Here is a 16,822-nt window from a genome sequence, read left to right on the forward strand (position 1 = left end):
TTCGTTTCGAGCGAAGTCGAGAAACCTGGTCTGGACGACAACAACGGTTTCTCGACGACGCTCGAAACGAACGGTGTGCGGACGGACTGGACCCGCGCTGAAATCGCGGCGCTGTTCGATCTGCCGTTCGACGACCTGCTCTACGCCGCGCAGACCGTCCACCGCGCGCACCATGCCGCGGGCGAGGTTCAGCTGTGCACGTTGCTGTCGATCAAGACCGGCGGGTGTCCTGAGGATTGCGGCTATTGCTCGCAGTCCAAGAGCGCCGACAGCGGGGTGAAGGCGACCAAGCTGATGGACCCGCGCGCGGTGCTGCAGATGGCGGCGCAGGCGAAGGATGCGGGGTCGCAGCGGTTTTGCATGGGCGCGGCGTGGCGCAATCCCAAGGACCGCGACATGCCCGCCATCGTCGAGATGGTGCGCGGGGTGCGCCAGATGGGGCTGGAGACCTGCATGACGCTCGGCATGCTGACGCCCGCACAGGCGGCGATGCTCGCCGATGCGGGGCTCGATTACTACAACCACAATATCGACACGTCGCCGGAGCGGTACGACCAGGTCATCACTACGCGGACCTTCGCCGACCGGCTCAATACGCTGGAAAATGTGCGGAAGGCGGGGATCAACGTATGCTGCGGCGGGATCGTCGGGATGGGCGAGACGCGCGAGGATCGTGTCGGCTTCGTCCACGCACTCGCCACGCTGCCGCGCCATCCCGAGAGCGTGCCGGTCAATGCGCTGGTGCCGGTCAAGGGCACGGTGCTGGGCGACATGCTCGCCGACACGCCGCTCGCCAAGATCGACGAGATCGAGTTCGTCCGCACCGTCGCGGTCGCGCGGATCACGATGCCGATGAGCATGGTGCGGTTGTCGGCGGGGCGCGAGAGCATGTCGGAGGCGACGCAGGCGTTGTGCTTCCTGGCCGGCGCGAACTCGATCTTCACCGGCGACAAGCTGCTCACCACCGGCAACCGCGGTGACGACGCGGACGCTGCGCTGTTCGCCAAGCTGGGGGTGCGGCCGATGACGGCGGACGAGCCGATGCGGGTGGCGACGGAGTGAGCGGGCGGCTTGCTGGCCTTGCGCTGTATGCAATTGGGCTAGCAATCCCAATTGCGTTCGCCTGGTTTGCACAGTGGTATTTGGGCGTATGGGGATTTGGTTTTCCGGTCGATCCGATTGGAATGATTGTCATCCTCGTGATGACCGGCCCATTCACCATCCTCTGCTTTCAGATCGGTGCTGCGCTGCGAAGGAAAGCTAAGCAGCCTATCACAAGGGTCGACTGAAAATGTTCAACAAAATCCTCATCGCCAACCGCGGCGAGATCGCGTGTCGCGTCATGCGCACCGCCAAGCGGATGGGGATCGCCACCGTCGCGGTCTATTCGGATGCCGATGCTCGCAGCCCGCACGTGCTGATGGCCGACGAGGCGGTGCGGCTGGGGCCGGCGCCGGCGGCGGAGAGCTATTTGAAGGCCGAGCTGATCCTCGACGCGGCGAAGATCACCGGCGCGGACTGCATCCACCCCGGCTATGGCTTCCTGTCCGAACGCGAGAGCTTCGCGCGGGCGTGCGCCGACGCCGGGATCGCCTTCGTCGGGCCGCCGCCGAACGCCATCGCGGCGATGGGCGACAAGATCGAGTCGAAGAAGCTGGCCAAGGAAGCGGGCGTCAACGTCGTCCCCGGCTATCTCGGCGAGATCGCCGAAACCGACGAGGCGGTGCGGATCGCGGGCGACATCGGCTATCCGGTGATGATGAAGGCGAGCGCAGGCGGCGGCGGCAAGGGGATGCGGCTGGCGTGGAGCGAGGCCGACGTGCGCGAAGGTTTCGAGGCGACCAAGCGCGAGGGGCTGGCAAGCTTCGGCGACGACCGCGTGTTCATCGAAAAGTTCATCGAAAGCCCGCGGCACATCGAGATTCAGGTGCTCGGCGATCAGCACGGGAACATCGTCTATCTGGGCGAGCGCGAATGCTCGATCCAGCGGCGGCACCAGAAGGTGGTCGAGGAAGCGCCCTCGCCGTTCGTCACCCCCGAAATGCGTCGCGCGATGGGTGAGCAGGCGGTCGCGCTGGCGGCGGCGGTCGGGTATTATTCCGCGGGCACGGTCGAGCTGATCGTCTCGGGTGCGGATACGACCGGGAAGGGGTTCTACTTCCTCGAGATGAACACCCGGCTGCAGGTCGAGCATCCGGTAACCGAGGCGATCACCGGCCTGGACCTGGTCGAGCAGATGATCCGCGTGGCGGCGGGCGAGCAGCTGAGCTTCGGTCAGGACGACGTGAAGCTGAACGGCTGGGCGATCGAGAACCGGGTGTATGCCGAGGATCCGTATCGCGGCTTCTTGCCGAGCACCGGGCGGCTGGTGACGTATCGTCCGCCGAAGGCAGTGGAGACGCCCTATTCAACCCCGTTCGTTTCGAGCGAAGTCGAGAAACATGCTCCGGGGACAGGCTTCTCGACTTCGCTCGAAGCGAACGGAGGGGGAGAGCGCACAGCGAGCGCCGCCTATACCCGCGTCGACGACGGCGTGGTCGAGGGCGGCGAGGTCAGCATGTTTTACGACCCGATGATCGCCAAGCTGGTGACGTGGGCACCGACGCGCGAAGAAGCCGCCGACCGCCAGGTCGCGGCGCTCGATGCGTTCCGGATCGAGGGGATCGGGCACAACATCGATTTCCTCTCCGCGATCATGCAGCATCCGCGCTTCCTCGAAGGTGCGCTGACGACGGGGTTCATTGCCGAGGAATATCCCGACGGCTTCCACGGTGCGCCGGCGTCGGAGGAGTTGTTGTGGAAGCTCGCGGCAGTGGCGACTTTTCTAGACGTGGATCGCGCCGGTCGTGCACTGGACATTGATGGTCAGCTTGGCACCAAGCCGATTCCGTCGTCTAATCGCACCGTTACCATAGCTGGAAGGACATTCCGGCTGAGCGCGAACCATCTCGCCAACGGCGGCAGTTTGATATTCGACGATGACGATAGCGCCAGCGTAGTACTCGACGGTGACTGGCGTCCGGGGCAGCCCGTGTTCGCTTGCACTATCGACGGAGAGCCGCTGACAGTCGGCGTCGAGCGGAAAGGCAGCGGCTGGAAACTTACCAGTCATGGCGCTTCACACACCGTGACGGCTTATCCCTGGTGGGTGGGGGAACTCGCCCAGCACATGATCGAGAAGGTGCCGCCCGACACGTCGAAGTTCCTGCTGGCGCCGATGCCGGGTCTTCTGACGCGGCTGGACGTTACTGTCGGCGACAGCGTCGAGGCCGGGCAGCCGCTCGCCGTGGTCGAGGCGATGAAGATGGAAAATATCCTGCGCGCCGAGAAGTCGGCGACCGTCAAGGCGGTGAACTTCGCGGCAGGCGACAGCCTGGTCGTCGATGCCGCGATCATCGAATTCGAGTGATTGGAGAGAGTTATGCGTGATATCGACCATGTGATCGTCGGCGGGGCCGGCGGTTCGGCTACGCGCTTTGGCGACGTTTTCGATCCCAACACCGGCAAGGTGCAGGCGCGCGTGGGGCTGGGCACGCAGGCCGACCTCGACCGGGCGGTGGCGGCGGCGGAGGCTGCGCAGCCGGGCTGGGCGGCGACCAATCCGCAGCGGCGCGCGCGCGTCATGTTCAACTTCAAGGCGCTGGTCGAGAAGAACATGGACGCGCTCGCGCACCTGCTGTCGTCGGAGCACGGCAAGGTAATCGCGGACGCGAAGGGCGATATCCAGCGCGGCCTGGAAGTCATCGAATTCTGCTGCGGCATCCCGCACGTGCTGAAGGGCGAATATACCCAGGGCGCCGGGCCGGGCATCGACGTGTATTCGATGCGTCAGCCGATCGGCATCGGTGCGGGCATCACCCCGTTCAACTTTCCCGGCATGATTCCGATGTGGATGTTCGGCGTCGCCATCGCGACCGGCAACGCCTTCATCCTGAAGCCGTCCGAGCGCGACCCGAGCGTGCCGGTGCGCCTCGCCGAACTGATGCTGGAAGCGGGTGCGCCCGAGGGCATCTTGCAGGTCGTCCACGGCGACAAGGAAATGGTCGACGCCATTCTCGATCACCCGTCGATCGGCGCAATCAGCTTCGTCGGGTCGAGCGACATCGCGCATTACGTGTACCAGCGCGGCGTCGCGGCGGGGAAGCGCGTGCAGGCGATGGGCGGCGCCAAGAACCACGGCATCGTCATGCCCGACGCCGACCTTGACCAAGTCGTCGCCGACCTGTCGGGCGCGGCATTCGGATCGGCGGGCGAGCGGTGCATGGCGCTGCCGGTGGTGGTACCGGTCGGCGAGAAGACTGCGGACAACCTCCGCGCGAAGCTGATCCCCGCGATCGAGGCTCTGCGGGTCGGCGTCTCCACCGACGATGACGCGCACTACGGCCCGGTCGTCAACGCCGCGCACAAGCAGCGCGTGGAGAACTGGATCCAGACCGGGGTGGACGAGGGCGCCGAGCTGGTCGTCGATGGCCGTGGCTTCCAGCTTCAGGGGCATGAGGAAGGGTTCTTCATCGGCCCGACGCTGTTCGACCGCGTCACGACCGACATGAGCGCGTACAAGGAGGAAATCTTCGGCCCCGTCCTGCAGATCGTCCGCGCGCCCGATTTCGAGACCGCGGTGCGCCTGCCGAGCGAGCATCAGTACGGCAACGGTGTCGCGATCTTCACCCGCAACGGTCACGCCGCGCGCGAATTCGCCGCGCGCGTCAACGTCGGCATGGTCGGCATCAACGTCCCGATCCCGGTGCCCGTCGCCTATCACAGCTTCGGCGGGTGGAAGCGCAGCGCGTTCGGCGACACCAACCAGCACGGCATGGAAGGCGTGAAGTTCTGGACGAAGGTCAAGACGATCACCCAGCGTTGGCCCGACGGCGGTGTCGGTGACGGCGCCAACGCCTTCGTCATCCCGACGATGGGGTGAGCGTGGATCGCGCCCGCGTCTCGTCCGGTTCGCCTTTCGAAGCGAGCATCGGGTTCAGCCGCGCGGTGCGCGTCGGCTACCGTATCCTGGTGTCCGGCACCGCGCCGGTAGAGGATGACGGATCGTCGACGCCGGGCGATGCCGAGGCGCAGGCCGAGCGGTGCCTGGCGGTGATCGTCCGCGCGATCGAGCAGCTGGGCGGATCGGCGGAGGACGTCGTGCGGACGCGTCAGTATTTGGTCGATGCCGCCGACGCCGAAGCGGTTGGGCGGGCGCATGGCCGTTGGTTCGGCGACGTGCGCCCGGCATCGACGATGATCGTCGTCGCCGGACTGCTGCGCCCGGAATGGCGGGTGGAAATCGAGGCGGAAGCGGTGGTGGGCGAATGAGCGTGATGGGTGTACTGTGCTGCGCGGTGGCCGGTCTGCTGCTGCCTGTTCCAGCCGCGGCGAAGACGGTTGCGACGCCGCCCCCGGCTGCGCCGGTCAAGGTGATGGTGGTCGGCATGTTCCACTTCGCCAACCCCGGCCTCGATTTCCGCAATCTCCAGGTCGACGACGTGCTCGCCGCCCCGCGCCAGCGCGAGATCGCGGCGATCGTGAACGCGCTCGCGCGGTTCAAACCGACCGTGATCGGCACCGAGTGGCGCGCCGAGGCGGCGACGACCAGCTACCGCAAATACCTCGACGGCGCGCTGCCGCCGAGCCGCGACGAGACGGTGCAGCTCGCGTTCCGGCTCGGCAAGCAGGCCGGGGTGACGCGCGTCCTCGGCATGGATGCCCCCGCCTCGCTGCCGTTCGGCGCGGTGTTCGACTATGCGAAGGCGCACGGCCAGCAGCCGATCATCGACCATATCGGCGCGGTCAGCGATGCCAATGTCGCCGAGCAGGACCGGCTGCTGAAGACCGCGGGAATCGCCGGCACGATCAGGGCTTTGAGCGACCCGGTGAAGGCGCGGCGCGATCACGCGCTCTACAACGAGACGCTCAGGATCGGCGGGGGTAGCGTGCAGCCCGGTGTCGATGCGGTCGCAGTCTGGTATCGCCGCAACCTCGCCATCTGCGCGAATATGTTGCAGGCAGCGCAACCGGGCGACCGCATGATCGTCTTCTTCGGGGGCGGGCACCTCCACCTGCTGCGCCAATGCCTCTCCGAAACACCGGGCGTCGAGCTGATCGATGCCCGCGACTATCTGCCGACCGGCCAGGAAAAGACGCTACGATGACGGACCAGTTCGACCTCACCGACGACCAGCGCGAGATCCAGGAACTCGCGCGGCGCTTCACTGCCGACCGCATTACGCCCAACGCCGCGGAGTGGGACGAGAAGCACATCTTCCCGCGCGACGTCATCAAGGAGGCGGCGGACCTCGGCTTCGCTGCGATCTACGTCAGCGAGGAGAGCGGGGGCATCAACCTGGGGCGGCTGGAAGCGGCGCTCATCATGGAGGCGATGGCTTACGGCTGTCCGTCGACGTCGGCGTTCATTTCGATCCACAACATGGCGTCGTGGATGATCGACCGGTTCGGCTCCGCTGCGGTCAAGGACAAGTATCTGCCGAGCCTGGTCACGATGGACCGGCTGGCCAGCTATTGCCTGACCGAGCCGTCGTCGGGCTCCGACGCCGCCGCGCTCAAGACCCGCGCGGTCCGGGATGGCGACGACTGGATCGTCACCGGCAGCAAGCAGTTCATTTCGGGCGGCGGCGAGAACGAAGTCTATGTCTGCATGGTCCGCACCGGGGAGGATGGGCCGAAGGGTATCAGCTGTTTGGTGATCGAAAAGGACATGGCCGGCGTCAGCTTTGGTGCGAACGAACGCAAGCTTGGCTGGCATTCGCAGCCAACCGCGCAGGTAATGTTCGACAGCGTCCGCGTGCCGGGCGAGAATCTGGTCGGCGGCGAGGGCGAGGGGTTCCGCATCGCGATGATGGGGCTGGACGGCGGGCGGCTGAACATCGGCGCCTGTTCGCTTGGGGGCGCGCAACGCTGCCTCGACGAAGCGGTCGCCTATACCAAGGACCGCAAGCAGTTCGGGCGCGCGGTCGCCGATTTCCAGAACACGCAGTTCACGCTGGCCGACATGGCGACCGACCTGGAGGCGGCGCGCGCGCTGCTCTACATGGCCGCGGCGAAAGTCACCGCGAACGCGCCCGACAAGACCAAGTTCGCGGCGATGGCGAAGCGGCTGGCGACCGACAACGGATCGTCGATCGTCGACCGCGCGCTGCAACTGCATGGCGGTTACGGCTATCTGATGGACTATCCGATCGAACGCTTCTGGCGCGATCTGCGCGTGCATTCGATTTTGGAGGGGACCAACCAGGTCATGCGCATGATCGTCGGGCGGGAGCTGACGCGCCAGTGATTGCCGTTTCTACATGGTGCCGTCACCCCGGACGTGTTCCGGGGTCCACCGGGCGGCATCCGGTTTGGATCGAGACTCCATCGCTTGCGCTTGCGGCGCGGTGGACCCCGGAACGGGGCCGGGGTGACTAAGGATGTGTGTGTGACTGACCCCTGGACCCAGGCGATGCAGACGATGACCGCGGCGATGCGGCGTCCGGTGACGGGCGCGGCGACGCGGCCCTACGACCCGCTGGCGCTGTTCGAATCGATGGCGCGCTTCGGCGCCAGTTTCGATCCGGCGCAGGTGTTCGCGCTGCAGGTCGATGCCGCGCGCGAGTGGAGCGCGTTCTGGGCGAACGTGTGGACGCCCGTCGCTGACAAGCCGAAGGACCGTAGATTCGCCGCGCCGGCATGGCAGGAGGATGCCTGGTTCCGCGCGATCCGCGACGGCTATCTGCTCGCCTCGGCGCAGATGCGGCGGCTGGTGGCGCAGGGCGATGGCGATGCGAAGACGCAGGCGATGGCGAATTTCCTGCTCGACGGCTGGCTGAACGCGGTCGCGCCGACCAATTTCGCGATGACCAACCCGGCGGTGATCGAAAAGACGATCGCGACCGGCGGCGCGAACCTGATGCAGGGGTTCGCGAATCTGATGGAGGACGTGACGAGCGGGAAGGGCATCGTCACTCGCCGCACCGATCCGGACGCGTTCGTGAAGGGCGAGACGATCGCCGCGACGCCGGGTCAGGTCGTGTGGCAGAACGACCTGTGCCAGCTGATCCAGTACACGCCGACGACGCCGGACGTCGCCGCCGAGCCGCTGCTGTACGTGCCGCCGCTGGTCAACCGCTTCTACATGATCGACCTTCAGCCGAAATCGAGCCTGGTCAAATGGCTGGTCGATCAGGGCCGCACCGTGTTCGTCGTGTCGTGGGTCAACCCGACCGAGGCGCACCGCGACAAAGGCGTCGAGGACTATGTGCTGGACGGCATCGTCGCGGCGATCGGCGTGGTGCGACAGCGGACCGGGGCGACGCCCGACCTGTTCGCCTTCTGCCTTGGCGGCACGCTGGTCGCGATCGCGCTCGCCTATCTGGCGGCCAAGGGGCGCAGCGGCGAGGTGAACTCGGCGACGCTGATCGGCAGCATGGTCGATTTCGCGGATATGCGCGACTGGTCGGCGTTCGTCCACGAAGCGCATTTGACCGCGCTGGAGGGGCATCTCGAGCGGCAGGGCTTCATCGATTCGGTCGAGCTGCAACAGCTGTTCGCGGCGATGCGCGCCAACGACCTGATCTGGTCGTCGGTGGTGAACCACTATCTGCTCGACCAGGCAGCACCGCCGAGCGACCTGCTCTACTGGTTCGAGGATGGCGCGCGGATTCCGGCAAAATTCCTGACGTCGTATAACCGCAGGCTGCTGTACGAGAATGCGCTGGCGAGGCCGGCCGGGTTCGAGGTCGGCGGCGTGGCGATCGACCTCGCCGCGGTCGCGACGCCCGTGCTCTCGATCGCGCTGAAGGACGATCACGTCTCCGCCTGGAGCGCGGTGTATGACGGTTCGAAGCTGCTGAGGGCGGATTTCATCCTCGGCGGATCCGGGCACAATGCCGGCGTCATCAATCCGCCCGCCGCCAACAGGCACGGATACTGGACGGGCAGCGAGCGTCCGGCGACGGCGGCGGACTGGCTGGAGAGCGCGACCCGGCACGAGGGGTCGTGGTGGCCGCACTGGATCGGCTGGCTGGAGGCACACGGCACCGGAAAGCAGGTGCCCGCGCGCGTCATTACCGACGGTATCGAACCCGCCCCCGGCAGCTACGCGAAGACCGCATGACCGACAGCATTATCGCTTTGCGTGAGGGCGCCGCCGCGCGCCTGCGCCTCAATCGTCCGAAGGCGCTCCACGCGCTCGACCTGTCGATGGTGCGCCAGATGACGCACGCGCTGCTGGCGTGGCGCGACGATCCCGATGTCCGCATCGTCCTGATCGACCATGCGACGTCGCCGGATGGCGATCCGAAACTGTCCCGCGGCTTTTGCGCGGGCGGCGACGTGGTGACGATCGCAAAGGCGGTGGAGGGGCACGACCATGCCGCGCGCGCCTTCTTCTTCCAGGAATATCGCCTCAACCACCTGATGTACACGTTCCCGAAGCCGGGCGTCGCCTTCATGGACGGGGTGACGATGGGCGGCGGTGTCGGCATCGCATGCCCGTGCCGCTACCGCGTGGCGACCGAGCGCACCGTGTTCGCGATGCCTGAGACGACGATCGGCATCTTCCCCGACGTCGGCGGCGGGCGCTACCTGTCGCGGCTGCGCGGACGGCTGGCGCAATATCTGGCGCTGACCGGCGCGCGGCTGAACGGGGCGGAATGCAAGGCGCTACGCCTCGCGACGCATTACCTGCCGTCCGACGTGCTGGACGAGGCGAAGGCGCGCATCGCCGCCGATCCCTACCGCGTCGAGGCGATCCTGGACGAACTGTCGGTCGACCCGTCCGGGGCGCCGCTGAAGGCGCGCCTGCCGCTGATCGACCGGTGTTTCGCGAGCGATACGCTGGCGGACATCCTCGCGTGCCTGGATGCCGAGGGCGATGACTGGGCGAGCGCCACCGCGGCGACGATCCGCGCGAAGTCTCCGACCGCGTGCGCGGTATCGCTCAGGATGCTGGTCGAAAGCCCGAAGCAACCCCATTTCGTCGACGAGATGCGGATGGAATACGGCCTGATGGTGCGCATGATCGCCTTCCCCGATTTTCGCGAGGGCGTGCGCGCGCTGCTGATCGACAAGGACGGCGCACCCGCCTGGGCGCCCGAGGCGCCGACCGACGCATTCTTCCAACCCCTGCCGCCCGAGGAGGCCTGGAGCCCGCTATGACTTACGAAACCCTGATCGTCGACGCGCGCGCCGATGGCGTCACGCTCATCACGCTCAATCGCCCGCAGGCGCTGAACGCGCTGAACGGACAGGTGCTGGCCGAACTGATCGCGGCGCTGGTGGCGTTCGATGCCGATGCGACGCAGGGCTGCGCGGTGCTGACCGGCAGCGAGAAGGCGTTCGCGGCGGGGGCGGACATCAAGGAGATGTCCGACATGGATTTCTCCGCGATGTACGGCACCAATCATTTCGCGGGCTATGAGCGGGTGACCGCGACCCGCAAGCCGGTGATCGCCGCAGTCGCGGGCTATGCGCTGGGCGGCGGGTGCGAACTGGCCATGATGTGCGATTTCATCCTGGCCGCCGACACCGCGAAATTCGGACAGCCTGAGATCAAGCTCGGGGTCAGCCCCGGCATGGGGGGCTCGCAGCGGCTGACGCGGGCGGTCGGCAAGGCCAAGGCGATGGAGATGTGCCTGACCGGGCGGATGATGGGCGCCGAGGAAGCCGAGCGCGCCGGCCTCGTCGCCCGCATCGTTCCCGCCGCCGACCTGATCGACGACGCGCTGAAGACCGCCGCAACGATCGCGGGCATGGCCCCGCTGGCGGTCAAGGCGAACAAGGAAATGGTCAACGCCGCGTTCGAAACGGGGCTTGCGCAGGGCGTGCTGTTCGAACGCCGTCTGTTCAACGGCCTTTTCGGGACGCAGGACCAGAGCGAAGGCATGGCGGCGTTTGTGGAGAAACGTCCGGGCAAGTGGTCGGGCAAATAAGGCTTTCCCTCTCCCATCGGGAGAGGGTTGCGCAGACTTGGGTCGCGTTCTTCACGCGGCCCTAGTCGTAGCTGGGTGAGGGGATCGCCCTATCGAGAGCGGCTCCCCTCATCCAACCTTCGCTAGCGAGCACGCTCGCAAGCTGCGGTATCCTTCTCCCTCCGGAGAAGGTTTGGATTGGAGAGAACAATGGCACGGATAGCCTTCATCGGTCTCGGCAACATGGGCGGCGGGATGGCCGCGAATCTGGCGAAGGCGGGGCATGACGTCCGCGCGTTCGACCTGTCGGCGGACGCGCTCGACAAGGCGAAGGCGGCGGGGTGCCTGCCCGCAGACAGCGCGGCGGCGGCCTGCGAGGGCGTCGAAGCCGTCGTGACGATGCTGCCCGCGGGCAAGCATGTCGAGGGGGTCTATGCCGACAGCATCTTCGACGCGGTGCCGAAGACCGCGATCCTGATCGACTGCTCGACGATCGACGTCGCGACCGCGAAGCGCGTGGCCGAGGCCGCTGCGGCCAAGGGCCTGACGATGGTCGACGCGCCCGTCTCCGGCGGGATCGGCGCGGCGAACGCGGGCACGCTGACCTTCATGGTCGGCGGCTCGGCGGCGGCGTTCGAACGGGCGGAGGCTTTCCTGTCCGACATGGGCAAGGCGGTGATCCACGCAGGGGCGAACGGCAGCGGACAGTCGGTCAAGATCTGCAACAACATGCTGCTCGGCGCGACGATGATCGCGACGTGCGAGGCGATGGTGCTGGCGCAGAAGCTGGGGCTCGACCCACAGAAATTCTACGACATTGCCAGCGTCTCTTCGGGGTCGTGCTGGTCGCTCAACACCTATGCGCCGATGCCCGGCGTGGGCCCGCAGAGTCCCGCCGACAACGACTATCAGGGCGGGTTCGCGGCGGCTTTGATGCTGAAGGACCTGCGCCTGGCGATGGAGGCCGCGGGCAGCGTCGATGCCGAGACGCCGATGGGCGCGAAGGCGACGGCGCTGTACGAGGCTTTTGTCGCGGCGGACGTCGGCAACCATGACTTCTCGGGGATTATCCGGACGCTGGCCACGAGCAAAACGTAAACGGCTGCGCATGCCGTCCCGGCGCGGCACGCAGGCCCGGTTAACCTTCTATCGGGGTTTTCAGCTGCAGGCGGCGAGCGCATCTGGGCGATATGCTACGCCCGATCCTGCTCGCCGCCGCGGCGCTTGCCGTCGCCAGCCCGATTGCCGCCCAGCAGGGACACGCGCCCTTCACGGTTCAGGAAACCGGTGAAGGGTTCCAGCGACTGGACGATGCGGTCGGTTCGATCCGCATGGGAACTGGCACCATCCTGATCGCGCCCGGCACCTACCACGAATGCACGGTCCAGACCGGCGGGCACATCACCTTCCGCGCGGCGACGCCCGGCAGCGTGGTGTTCGAGGGGAGCCCGTGCGAGGGCAAGGCGATCTTCGTGCTACGGGGGCTGGGGTCGACCGTCGACGGCATCATCTTTCGCGGCGTGCGCGTGCCCGACGGCAATGGCGCGGGCATCCGCACCGAGATGGGCAATCTGACCGTCACCAATTCTATGTTTCTCGACAGCCAGGAGGGCATCCTGGGCGGCGAGCCCGCGGCGCAGAAGATCGTGATCGACAAGTCGACGTTCGCCGGGCTCGGCCAATGCGACGAGACGACCGATTGCTCGCACGGCATCTACCTCGCGAACCAAGGCAGTGTGACGGTGACGCGCAGCCGCTTCGAACGCGGGACCGGCGGTCATTATGTGAAGGTCCGTTCGCCCAGCGTCACCATCACCGACAACAGCTTCGACGACACGCGCGGGCGCAAGACCAACTACATGATCGACCTGCCCGAAGGCGCCACCGGGCTGATCGCGCGCAACATGTTCGTGCAGGGGCGCAACAAGGAGAACTGGACCGGCTTCATCGTCGTCGCGGCGGAGAACCGGACCTATCGCTCGACCGGCCTGCGCATAGAGGACAACGACGCGAGCCTGGCGCCGGGCGAGACGCGGTCGCCCGCGTTCGTGGCGGACTATAGCCACGACCGGCTGGCGGTCGGCGCCAACCGGCTGGGCAGGGGCGTGCGGTTGTTCGAGACGCGGTAGGAAGTCGCGCGCCAAACCCCACTCGTTCGTGCTGAACTGGCCTCAGTTCGGGCAACTGCTCGCCGGCCCCGCGACCAGGTCCAGGCAGCGACCATCGACGTCGCCGGGCTTCAGCGGCAGGCCGATCAGCCCCGCGAGCGTCGGGGCGATATCGACGGTTTCCACCGACAGCGGCTGTTCGAAGCCGACCATCCCCTTGCGCCAGAACAGCATCGGCACGCGGCGGTCGTAGTCCCAGAAGCTGCCGTGGGTGGCGACATAGCCCTTGGTCGGGTCGACGATTGGCGTGATCCGCGGCTTCAACGCGACGACGAAGGCGCCGGAGCGCAAGGGATTGTACGAGGCGCGGGCGCGCTCCAGCAAACTCCACGTCTCGGGCGGGGCCTTCGACAGCGGGGTCGCGGCGATCTGTTCGGCGGTGAAGACCGCCTGGACCTGCGGGTGGGCGGCGAATGCCTTTACCCCTTCGGCGATCACCGTCTTGCGCTGCGCTGCAGTCAACGTCGGATCGACCCAGATGTCGCCGAAATTGCCGCCCCGCAGCAATTGCCCCTTCAGCCCCAGCTTCGCCGCGATCGCGGTGCCGATCGTCTTGGCATTCAGGTCTGCGGTGGTGCGCACCGCGCCCGGTACGGCATCCTCGCGGTGACGCTCGGGCAGGTCGGTGCCGCCGTGGTCCGCGGTCAGCGCGACCGCATAATCCACGCCACTCCTGTCCAGCACCGCGAAGAAATCGCCGAGGTCGCGGTCGAGCGACAGCAGCTGGCCGCACATCTCGGCACCCTCGGTGCCATAGGTGTGGCCGACGTAATCGGTCGCCGACGCGCCGATGCTGATGATGTCGGGCGCCGCACCCTGGCCGAGCTTCATCTCGCGGATCAGGCCGGCGGCGAGCGCCAGCGTCGCGGCATCGAACTGCGGGGAGGCGCGGTAGAGGCGGGCGTTGTTGCCGTCGCGCTCGAAATGGCCGGTGCCGACCGACTTGCCCGCGCCGATCGCCACCGCGCGGTCGCGCGCGGCGCATTGCGGAGGTACTGCGACCGCCGCCGCCGGGGCGGCATAGCGCGCGCCGACCAGCGCGTTGACCTGTGCCACCACCGGCGGGGTCGGGCGTCCGGCGTAGGTGCGGTAGGCGCCGGCGTCCCACCACCACAGCTCGTCGACCTTGTGCCCACCCATCATCACCGCCGCGCGGTCCTTGCCCGCGACCGAGACGACGCGGCTGGCCGGGTTCCACGCCTTCATCCGCTCGCCGAGCGTCGGGACCAGCAGATGCTTGTCGGAGACGGTGTATTTGCTCGAGGTCGAGCCCGGCACGTTCTCGTCCTCGGCGCAATAGACGGTCTTGTCCTCGCGCGCGGTCTTCAGGTCGACCCAGTCGTTGGCGATGATGCCGGTGCGGGCGGGGCGGGCGCCGGTGGTGATGGTCGAATGGCCGGGGCACGTCTCTGTCGCCGCATGGCTCTGATAACCCGAGGGAAAGACCGCGCCGTCCTGCAACCGCGCGAAGCCGCCGGTGAAGTGGCGGCGATATTCGGCGAACAGGTCGGCGGAGAATTGATCGACCGAGATGACGACGAGCAGCTTCGGCGGCGCGGTGGGCGCAGGCGCGGCCTGTTGCGCGAGCGCGGGAACGCTGAGCGCGGTGGCGCACAAGGCGAGTGGGAGCAGCTTCACGTCGGGCCTCCGATCGGGCAAGGGCAATCTGCCCTCGCTATTCGAGCGGCGAGGATGCCACAAGGATCGGCGATGCGGCTTCTGCATGTCCTGTTGATGACACTCGCGTTTTTCGCGACGCAGGCGGCTGCGCAGGCGCCGGGCGAGCGGCACATCGCGATCACCCTGGTTGCCGAGAGCGAGACGCCGCGCGCCGGCGAAAAAATGACGCTGGCGTTCGCCGCGACGCCGCAGCAGGGTTGGCACGGCTATTGGAAGAATCCGGGCGACGCCGGGGTCGAGACGACGGCGGCGTGGACTCTGCCGGCGGGGGTGACGGCGGGGCCGATCCAGTATCCCGTGCCGCAGCGGCTGCTGATCTCCGGCCTGATGAATTACGTGTATGAGGGGCCGTTCGCGCAATTCGTGACGCTGACGCTGCCGGGGGGGCTGGCGCAGGGCACGGCGCTGCCGGTGTCGGTGAAGCTAGACTATCTGGTGTGCACCGACCAGGTGTGCGTGCCCGAGAGCCAAACGCTCACGACACGGCTGACGGTCGGCGACGGCGCCGTCAGTCTGGAGCGGCGCGCCGAGTTCGACGGGTGGCGCCGCGCGATGCCGAAGCCGCTGGGATCGCCCGCGCGGTTTGCCGTGGCGGACGGGCAGGTGCGGCTGGCGGTGCCGTATCCGGCGGATTCGCCGGCGACTGATCCGTACTTTTTCCCGCTGACGCAAGGCGTGGTCGATTACGCCGCGCCGCAGCGCTTGACCCGCGAAGGAGACATGCTGACCATCGCGACCAAGGCGAGCGGCGGCGCGCCGGCGATGGTCGAGGGCGTATTGGCGGTGGCGCCGGGCCAGGGCTTCCTTGTTCGCGCCGCGCCGGGAACTGTCGCGGTAAGCGAGGGCGGCGTGGGCTGGTCGCTGCTCGCGGCGCTCGGCGGGGCGATCCTTGGCGGGTTGTTGCTGAACGTCATGCCGTGCGTGTTCCCGATCCTGAGCCTGAAGGCATTGAGCCTCGCCAAGTCGGGCGGCGAAGGGGCGAAGGGAGAGGCGCTGGCCTATACAGCGGGCGTGATGCTGGTGTGTGTCGCGCTGGGCGCGGTGCTGCTGGCGCTGCGGGCGGGCGGTGCGAGCGTGGGCTGGGCGTTCCAGCTGACCGATCCGCGCGTGATCCTGCTGCTGTTGCTGCTGATGACCGCAATCGCCTTCAATCTCGCCGGGCTGTTCGAACTGGCGACGCCGGGCGCGGTCAATCGCATGGCGGCGGGCGGAAAAGGCGGAGCGTTCGGCACCGGCGCGCTGGCGGCGTTCGTGGCGACGCCGTGCACGGGGCCGTTCATGGGCGCAGCGATGGCTGCGACCTTGGTGCTGCCATGGTGGGCGGCAATGGCGGTGTTCGCGGGGCTCGGGCTTGGGCTCGCGCTGCCGTTCCTGGCGATCGGGTTCGTGCCGGCGCTGCGGCGGATGCTGCCGAAGCCGGGGGCTTGGATGGCGACGTTCCGCCATGTCCTGGCGCTGCCGATGTTCGCGACTGCGCTGGCGCTGGCGTGGGTGCTGGGGCGGCAGGCCGGGGTGACCGGCATGACGCTGGGGCTGGGCGCGGCGATCGTGCTCGCGACTGGGCTGTGGTGGACGGGCGCGCGTCAGGCGCGGGGAAGCGCGCAGGCCTGGGTGCCGGGTGCGCTGGCCGCGGTGCTGGCGCTGGGCACGCTCGCCGTCGTCACCCGCGCGCCGGTACAAGCGGCGGCGGTTGCCGGGGTCGAGCCCTTCAGCGAAGCCCGACTTGCGGCGCTCCGCGCGCAGGGCAAGCCTGTCTTCGCCTATTTCACCGCCGACTGGTGCGTCACGTGCAAGGTGAACGAGCGCGCCGTCATCGACACCGACGCGGTGCAGGACGCGCTGAAGCGGGGCGGGGTGACGGTGCTGGTCGGCGACTGGACCGACGGCGACCGCGTGCTCGGGCGGTTCATCGAACGCCATAATCGCGCGGGCGTGCCGCTGTACCTCTGGTATGCGAAGGGCGGCGGCGAGGCCGAAGTCCTGCCGCAGCTCTTGTCGCGCGACATGCTGACGACCCGCGCCGGCAGATAGGGCGCGATTTTATTGCGCTTGTGCAACGCAGCATCCGCGGGC

At 67.6% G+C, this 16,822-nt stretch carries 13 protein-coding genes; 12 read left to right on the top strand and 1 reads right to left on the bottom strand.

What is annotated here, in order from left to right; all coding sequences use genetic code 11:
- Positions 1-75: 75 nt before the first annotated feature.
- From bioB to M9980_RS02370, 11 genes are all read left to right on the top strand, one after another.
- A complete protein-coding gene (bioB, locus tag M9980_RS02320; protein ID WP_250755031.1) occupies positions 76-1,062 on the top strand; it encodes a biotin synthase BioB in 987 nt (328 codons plus the stop codon).
- A gap of 229 nt (positions 1,063-1,291) precedes the next feature.
- Positions 1,292-3,409 carry an acetyl-CoA carboxylase biotin carboxylase subunit gene (locus M9980_RS02325; protein ID WP_250752934.1) on the top strand — a complete coding sequence of 706 codons (2,118 nt, stop codon included), beginning with the start codon at positions 1,292-1,294 and terminating at the stop codon, positions 3,407-3,409.
- Between the two features lie 12 nt (positions 3,410-3,421).
- Positions 3,422-4,921 carry a CoA-acylating methylmalonate-semialdehyde dehydrogenase gene (locus M9980_RS02330; RefSeq protein ID WP_250752936.1) on the top strand — a complete coding sequence of 500 codons (1,500 nt, stop codon included), beginning with the start codon at positions 3,422-3,424 and terminating at the stop codon, positions 4,919-4,921.
- A gap of 2 nt (positions 4,922-4,923) precedes the next feature.
- Complete coding sequence (locus M9980_RS02335) at positions 4,924-5,310, top strand: RidA family protein (protein WP_250752937.1); 387 nt, start codon at positions 4,924-4,926, stop codon at positions 5,308-5,310.
- Positions 5,307-6,146 carry a DUF5694 domain-containing protein gene (locus M9980_RS02340; protein ID WP_250752939.1) on the top strand — a complete coding sequence of 280 codons (840 nt, stop codon included), beginning with the start codon at positions 5,307-5,309 and terminating at the stop codon, positions 6,144-6,146. Before M9980_RS02335 ends, M9980_RS02340 begins: the two co-directional genes overlap by 4 nt.
- Positions 6,143-7,288, top strand: a complete 1,146-nt coding sequence (locus M9980_RS02345; protein WP_250752941.1) for an acyl-CoA dehydrogenase family protein — start codon at positions 6,143-6,145, stop codon at positions 7,286-7,288. Before M9980_RS02340 ends, M9980_RS02345 begins: the two co-directional genes overlap by 4 nt.
- Before the next feature lie 141 nt (positions 7,289-7,429).
- The gene (locus M9980_RS02350; protein WP_250752943.1) at positions 7,430-9,106 is read left to right on the top strand and encodes a PHA/PHB synthase family protein; all 1,677 of its coding nucleotides are present in this window, start codon (positions 7,430-7,432) and stop codon (positions 9,104-9,106) included.
- Positions 9,103-10,149, top strand: coding sequence for an enoyl-CoA hydratase/isomerase family protein (locus tag M9980_RS02355; protein WP_250752945.1), 1,047 nt, complete (start codon positions 9,103-9,105; stop codon positions 10,147-10,149). Before M9980_RS02350 ends, M9980_RS02355 begins: the two co-directional genes overlap by 4 nt.
- Complete coding sequence (locus M9980_RS02360) at positions 10,146-10,922, top strand: enoyl-CoA hydratase (RefSeq protein WP_250752946.1); 777 nt, start codon at positions 10,146-10,148, stop codon at positions 10,920-10,922. Before M9980_RS02355 ends, M9980_RS02360 begins: the two co-directional genes overlap by 4 nt.
- A gap of 189 nt (positions 10,923-11,111) precedes the next feature.
- A complete protein-coding gene (gene mmsB / locus M9980_RS02365; RefSeq protein WP_250752949.1) occupies positions 11,112-11,999 on the top strand; it encodes a 3-hydroxyisobutyrate dehydrogenase in 888 nt (295 codons plus the stop codon).
- Positions 12,000-12,091: 92 nt separating this feature from the next.
- The gene (locus tag M9980_RS02370; protein WP_250752952.1) at positions 12,092-13,030 is read left to right on the top strand and encodes a right-handed parallel beta-helix repeat-containing protein; all 939 of its coding nucleotides are present in this window, start codon (positions 12,092-12,094) and stop codon (positions 13,028-13,030) included.
- Between the two features lie 42 nt (positions 13,031-13,072).
- Here the strand turns inward: M9980_RS02370 and M9980_RS02375 are convergent, their stop codons facing one another.
- On the bottom strand, positions 13,073-14,707 hold the full coding sequence (locus M9980_RS02375) for an alkaline phosphatase family protein (protein WP_250752954.1): 1,635 nt from the start codon (positions 14,705-14,707) through the stop codon (positions 13,073-13,075).
- 72 nt (positions 14,708-14,779) lie between these two features.
- On the opposite strand from M9980_RS02375, the gene M9980_RS02380 reads away from it, so the two are divergent.
- Positions 14,780-16,780 (top strand): protein-disulfide reductase DsbD family protein, encoded by a 2,001-nt coding sequence (locus M9980_RS02380; protein WP_250752956.1) that lies wholly within the window; start codon positions 14,780-14,782, stop codon positions 16,778-16,780.
- Positions 16,781-16,822 lie beyond the last annotated feature (42 nt).

It is taken from the genome of Sphingomonas donggukensis (assembly GCF_023674425.1).
Taxonomy (GTDB): domain Bacteria; phylum Pseudomonadota; class Alphaproteobacteria; order Sphingomonadales; family Sphingomonadaceae; genus Sphingomonas; species Sphingomonas donggukensis.

What these genes read in the sequence shown, in the direction of transcription:
- M9980_RS02345 (WP_250752941.1), top strand. Translation starts at nt 6,143, where the DNA reads ATGACGGACCAGTTCGACCTCACCGACGACCAGCGCGAGATCCAGGAA.
- M9980_RS02370 (WP_250752952.1), top strand. Translation starts at nt 12,092, where the DNA reads ATGCTACGCCCGATCCTGCTCGCCGCCGCGGCGCTTGCCGTCGCCAGC.
- M9980_RS02340 (WP_250752939.1), top strand. Translation starts at nt 5,307, where the DNA reads ATGAGCGTGATGGGTGTACTGTGCTGCGCGGTGGCCGGTCTGCTGCTG.
- M9980_RS02355 (WP_250752945.1), top strand. Translation starts at nt 9,103, where the DNA reads ATGACCGACAGCATTATCGCTTTGCGTGAGGGCGCCGCCGCGCGCCTG.
- M9980_RS02360 (WP_250752946.1), top strand. Translation starts at nt 10,146, where the DNA reads ATGACTTACGAAACCCTGATCGTCGACGCGCGCGCCGATGGCGTCACG.
- mmsB (WP_250752949.1), top strand. Translation starts at nt 11,112, where the DNA reads ATGGCACGGATAGCCTTCATCGGTCTCGGCAACATGGGCGGCGGGATG.
- M9980_RS02325 (WP_250752934.1), top strand. Translation starts at nt 1,292, where the DNA reads ATGTTCAACAAAATCCTCATCGCCAACCGCGGCGAGATCGCGTGTCGC.
- M9980_RS02330 (WP_250752936.1), top strand. Translation starts at nt 3,422, where the DNA reads ATGCGTGATATCGACCATGTGATCGTCGGCGGGGCCGGCGGTTCGGCT.
- M9980_RS02380 (WP_250752956.1), top strand. Translation starts at nt 14,780, where the DNA reads ATGCGGCTTCTGCATGTCCTGTTGATGACACTCGCGTTTTTCGCGACG.